The organism is Mesorhizobium sp. M5C.F.Ca.IN.020.29.1.1 (genome assembly GCF_003997375.1).
Taxonomy (GTDB): Bacteria; Pseudomonadota; Alphaproteobacteria; order Rhizobiales; family Rhizobiaceae; genus Mesorhizobium; species Mesorhizobium wenxiniae.
This window is the reverse complement of record NZ_RZSW01000478.1, coordinates 1-4,985: the sequence shown is the minus strand read 5'-3', so window position 1 is coordinate 4,985 and position 4,985 is coordinate 1. Positions and strand designations below refer to the sequence as shown.

Annotated in this window: 7 protein-coding genes; 5 read left to right on the top strand and 2 right to left on the bottom strand. The window is 62.8% G+C overall.

Going from position 1 to position 4,985, the window contains the following annotated elements; translation table 11 throughout:
* Positions 1–207, bottom strand: a 207-nt coding sequence (locus tag EOA85_RS39380) for a hypothetical protein (protein ID WP_245486065.1), incomplete at its 3' end; no start/stop codon positions are given.
* On the opposite strand from EOA85_RS39380, the gene EOA85_RS27530 reads away from it, so the two are divergent.
* The 5 genes from EOA85_RS27530 to EOA85_RS38245 all read left to right on the top strand — a co-directional run bounded on the left by EOA85_RS27530 (position 112) and on the right by EOA85_RS38245 (position 4,064).
* A complete protein-coding gene (locus EOA85_RS27530; RefSeq protein WP_245486060.1) occupies positions 112–1,452 on the top strand; it encodes an IS1182 family transposase in 1,341 nt (446 codons plus the stop codon). The genes EOA85_RS39380 and EOA85_RS27530 overlap by 96 nt on opposite strands.
* Positions 1,453–1,838: 386 nt before the next feature.
* On the top strand, positions 1,839–2,156 hold the full coding sequence (locus EOA85_RS27525) for a hypothetical protein (protein WP_127211871.1): 318 nt from the start codon (positions 1,839–1,841) through the stop codon (positions 2,154–2,156).
* Positions 2,153–2,734: an ABC transporter permease gene (locus tag EOA85_RS39965; RefSeq protein ID WP_127211870.1), complete on the top strand. Its 582-nt coding sequence runs from the start codon at positions 2,153–2,155 to the stop codon at positions 2,732–2,734. The genes EOA85_RS27525 and EOA85_RS39965 overlap by 4 nt, the downstream gene beginning before the upstream one ends.
* A 5-nt stretch (positions 2,735–2,739) precedes the next feature.
* Positions 2,740–3,234 carry an ABC transporter permease gene (locus EOA85_RS39960; protein WP_164759919.1) on the top strand — a complete coding sequence of 165 codons (495 nt, stop codon included), beginning with the start codon at positions 2,740–2,742 and terminating at the stop codon, positions 3,232–3,234.
* 203 nt (positions 3,235–3,437) lie between these two features.
* On the top strand, positions 3,438–4,064 hold the full coding sequence (locus EOA85_RS38245) for an ABC transporter permease (RefSeq protein WP_245486058.1): 627 nt from the start codon (positions 3,438–3,440) through the stop codon (positions 4,062–4,064).
* A 511-nt stretch (positions 4,065–4,575) separates the two neighbouring features.
* Here EOA85_RS38245 and EOA85_RS38235 read toward each other — a convergent pair.
* Complete coding sequence (locus tag EOA85_RS38235; RefSeq protein ID WP_206523383.1) at positions 4,576–4,791, bottom strand: hypothetical protein; 216 nt, start codon at positions 4,789–4,791, stop codon at positions 4,576–4,578.
* Positions 4,792–4,985 lie beyond the last annotated feature (194 nt).

Below are 4,985 nucleotides of genomic sequence, written 5' to 3'. Positions count from 1 at the left end.
CGATAGTGTTGAAAAAGTCCGGGTTGCAGCGGTCCTGAAGCACTGATTCAATCTTCGTTGTAAGAGGAGATTGAGTCGATGATGGGCGAGCAAAGTGTGATGCAGGAGGAGCTGTTCTATGGCTTCAGCCTGCAGCGGCATGTGCCGGCGGACCACCTGCTCAGAGCGATCGACCGCTTCGTTGATCTGTCCGCCATCCGCCAGCATCTGGCGCCCTTCTACAGCCCGATCGGCCGTCCCTCGATCGACCCTGAGCTGCTGATCCGCATGCTGATCGTCGGCTATTGCTTCGGCATCCGCTCGGAGCGCCGGCTGTGCGAGGAGGTACATCTGAACCTGGCCTATCGGTGGTTCTGCCGGCTTGGCCTCGAGGGTGATGTGCCGGACCACTCAACCTTCTCCAAGACCCGCCACGGACGCTTCCGCGATGCCGATCTGCTGCGCGAACTGTTCGAAACCGTCGTCCGACGCTGCATGGCAGAAGGCCTCGTCGGCGGCGAAGGCTTTGCGGTCGATGCCAGCATGATCGTCGCCGACGCGCAGCGTCAGCGCGGGGTCGAGACGGCCGAGGAGCTCAAGCCTGAGACCAAGCGGGCCGTGGCCGAATACCTCGCCACCTTGGATGATGCCGCCTTCGGGGCCGCCACGCCGGTGGAGCCCAAGTTCGTCTCCCCTGTTGATCCCGCCGCGCGCTGGACTGCCGCTTGGGGTGGCCCAGCCGTCTATGCCTATTGCACGAACTATTTGATCGACGTGGAGCACGCCATCATCGTGGACGTGGAGCCCTCGACCGCGGTGCGCCAGGCCGAGGTGACGGCCGCCAAGACCATGATCGAGCGGGCGCACGACGAGCTCGGCCTCTGGCCGGAGCGGCTGATTGCCGACACCGGCTACGGCTCGGCCGAAATGCTGAACTGGTTGGTGCATGAGCGTGGGATCGAGCCGCATATCCCGGTCTTCGACAAGTCCAGGCGCAAGGATGGCACCTTCTCGCGCGATGACTTCACCTACGACCATAAGGCCGATACATACATCTGTCCTGGCGGCAAGACGCTCAGGCAACGCCAGAAGACCTATCGGGTGCCGCACCCTCTCGTCGACGAGAACGGCATGATGCGCTATCGCGCCAGCAAGCTGGATTGCGACGCCTGTGCCCTGAAGCCCCGCTGTTGCCCGAAGGAGCCGGCGCGCAAGGTGCTGCGCTCGATCTATGAGGGCGCGCGCGACATGGCCCGCGACATCGCCAAGACCGACGCCTACCAGATCTCACGCTATCAGCGGAAGAAGGTGGAGATGCTGTTCGCGCACCTCAAGCGCATCCTGAAGCTCGATCGATTGCGATTGCGCGGCCCCTGTGGTGCCCGCGATGAGTTCCACCTTGCAGCCATCGCCCAGAACCTCAGGAAATTGGCCAAGATCTGCACCCTCGGGACACCCATCCGAGCCACTTAGGGCGAGGAGGTCGCGTCGACCTTAATCAAGACGCTTCGGTGCGAGTGGATCCACGGCTTCATCGCCGACTTCTTCAACACTATCGGTCGAAACAGGTAATCGCGTCGGACGGCTTGAGCTGCCCCGTGATCTCAATCGCGAGCCCGGCTTAGTCCACCATCTTGTAGGCGCTGCCGGCATTGACCGCGTTTCGATCCGTGAGCGGTAACACATTCGACGTTCTTTCATGTTATCCGATGACGCGCATCAGGACGTTGAAGGGCTGAGCGAACAATGGCAGGCGCGCTGGTGCAACGGGCCGTTCATCGACGCTCGACGCCAACGCGCGCACGGCAATCGGCGCCCATTCCATTGCCGCAACCGGCCCGTCGGCACCCTGCCGTAAGTTGTCGGGCGGCAACGCGCAGAAGGTCATCCTCGCCCGCGAGTTCGCCAAGGCGAACCGGCTTTTGCTGTGCAACCAGCCGACGCGCGGGCTAGACGTCGGCGCCATCGAGTTCGTCCATTGCGAACTCCAGCGCAAACGCGACGAAGGCTGCGCCATCCTGCTCGCGAGCGAGGAACTAGAGGATCTGTTCGCGCTAAGTCGACGCATATGCGTGATGTTTCGCGGCCGCATCCTTGCGGCGCTCGATACGGAAAAAACCACCTATGACGAAATCGGCAGCTTGATGGCGGGCCACGAGAGCGAGGCGGCGGCATGACCGAGTTCAACCTCGTGGAATGGCGCCTCGAGCGCCGACTGGAGACGCGGCCGACCGCGCGCGTCGTTGCGCTTGCCGCGGCAGCGGCAGCGGCGGTTCTGGTGTGCAGCCTGCTTTTCGCCGCCGCAGGCGCCAGTCCACGGGCGGCCTTCGAGGCTCTCCTGAAGGGCAGCTTTGGCTCGTCGCGCGCCGCCGGCGAAACGCTGGTCAAGGCCACGCCTCTGATCTTCACCGGCGTTGCCGCCTGCGTCGCCTTCCGCGCGCGCATTTGGAACATCGGCGCCGAAGGCCAGATCTTTGCCGGTGCCATGTTCGCCTACTGGCTGCAGCACAACCTCATTGGCTTTTCATCTTTCATCCAAATTCCTGTGGTCATAGTCGGCGGCGTTGTCGGCGGCGCACTCTATGCCGGCCTGGCGGGCGTGCTCAAGACCCGCTTCTCGGTCGATGAGGTGATTTCGACCGTTATGCTCAACTACATCATCGTCTATGTCATTTCGCTGCTGCTGCTGCGCGGACGTGGAGCGAGGCGGGCGCCTTCTTCGAGCAGACGCCGAAGGTCGATCCAGGCTCGGTGATTCCCGTGCTGTTTTCCGGTTTGCGACTGCATGCCAGCTTCCTGCTGGCGATCGCAGCGGCTGCCTTGGTTCACATACTGTTGAGGCGCACACCGCTCGGCTACGAGATCAAGGCTGCCGGCTCCAACATGCGCGCGCTCGACGTACAGGGTACCAATACGCGACGGCTGATCCTGGTGGTGCTTCTGGTTTCCGGCGCGCTTGCGGGGCTCGCAGGCATCACGGAAGTCTACGGCGTGCACTACCGCCTGAAGGCGGGCGTCATAGCAGGCTACGGCTACAGCGGCATCATCGTCGCCATCCTGGGGCAGTTGCATCCGCTTGGCGTCGTCGTCGCCTCGGTGCTGTTCGGTGCGTTGCTCAACGGCGCCACGCTCATGCAGATCAAGACCGGCGTACCCTCGGCGCTGATCTATGCCATCCAGGCGATCCTGCTTTTGTTCTTCCTAGCCGGCTGGGCGGCGTGCAATTTCCGCCTGCGGAGGGTCGGCCGTGCTTGACGCTCTCTTTCAAGCCTCAATCCTGATCAGCGTGGCGGCGGCCACCATCCGCATCGCCACCCCACTCCTGCTCGCCGCAATTGGCGAACTCGTCGCCGAGCGCACTGGCGTTTACAATATGGGTCTCGAAGGCATGATGCTGATGGGCGCCCTCACCGGCTATCTCGCCGCATATGAGAGCGGCTCGCTGTGGCTGGGCGTCCTTGCAGCCGGGTTTCACCGACGCGCTGATGGCGCTCGTCTTCGCCGTGCTGGTGATCACGTTGAAAGTGGAACAGATCGTCACCGGGCTTGCCGTCAACCTACTCGGCGCCGGCCTTTCCACCTATTGGCTGCGTTCCGCTTTCGCTGGCCACGGCCAGACGCCGACCATCCCCTTATTCGCCGACGTGCCGATACCGGGCCTGAGCGATATCCCGGTTCTCGGCCCCATCCTGTTCGACCAGCGGGTGCTGACCTACATCGCCTTCCTCCTGGTGCCGGCGGTGTGGCTCTTCCTGTTCCGGACGCGCTATGGGCTGATCGTGCGTTGCGCTGGCGACAATCCTAAGGCCCTCGACGTAAAGGGGGTGAGGATGGCCCCGGTCCAGTATGCTGCCGTGGTCTTCGGTGGCCTGATGGCGGGCCTCGCCGGCGCGTTTCTTTCTGTCGGCCAGGCGGCGCGTTTCGTGCCTGACATGACGAACGGACGCGGCTGGCTTGCGATCATCACCGTCATCGCCGGTCTGTGGCGGCCCTACCCGATTTTGGTAGCGGCACTAGTGTTTTCCTTCCTAGACGCGCTGCAATTGCAAATCCAAGGCGTCGGCATCGCCATTACCAATATATGATGATGATGCCCTATGTTGCAGCGATCGTCGCGCTGATGATCCGTCGCTCGCGGGCCAGCGCCCCGGCCATGCTGGGCGTGCCGTACACACGGGAATAGGAAGTTTCTTTGTGTTGACTGGCTGCGGTTGGTGTTGCTTCGAAATCTTGCCCAAACGCCGGTCGAGCAACCCAGCTTCCCCAGCCTCTTCGTAACGGTGGCGATAGCGGCGAAATTGCCGCTCCGACATGCCCAGCAACTCGCCTGCCTCCATCATCGAAAGATCGCCGTCTTCCCAGCGGCGCAAAACGCCTACAACTTCTGCATTCTCCGGTCCTGTAGCCATGCTGTCCGTTTCATCCCCAGCCTCCATCCGCTGGTAATAAAACCGGACAACTCACGTGCTACCTAATCCGGACAACTCATCTGCTTACGACACTCGGTTGCGGCGCGGTTGACAATCTTAACATTTATTGTGAAAGTATTGGTCTTCTCAATACACTGGTGATGGGCGCATGTCTGTTGATTTTCGCTTAGAGCGAGAGCGCCTCGCTGCCCTGAGCGTTGATGTCGCGCATCTGTTGCAAAGCGCAGATCTCGCTTCGCCGGAAACGCATGCGGGTCGGGAAGCGCTTATCGAGGCGATCGAGGACCTGCGCGACGTCCTCAGGCCCGAAGCCGCCATTGCGCCGCCCCCGCCGAGCGACGCTCTCGCCGGGCCGCGCGGCCTTGCCATCGTTGTCGGCCACACTGCGGTTGCGCAGGGCGCGCGGGCGCTGTCGCCGCCTTTCCCTGCCGACAGCCCGGCGACTCGCGTGTCCGAGCACAACGAGTACGCCTGGAACACGGACCTCGCGATGAAAATCAAAGCCCTCGCGGAGACCGCCGGCGTGCGCTGCGAGATCTTCTTCCGCGATGGCGTCGGCATCAGAGGCGCCTACGA

What these genes read in the sequence shown, in the direction of transcription:
- EOA85_RS39965 (WP_127211870.1), top strand. Translation starts at nt 2,153, where the DNA reads ATGACCGAGTTCAACCTCGTGGAATGGCGCCTCGAGCGCCGACTGGAG.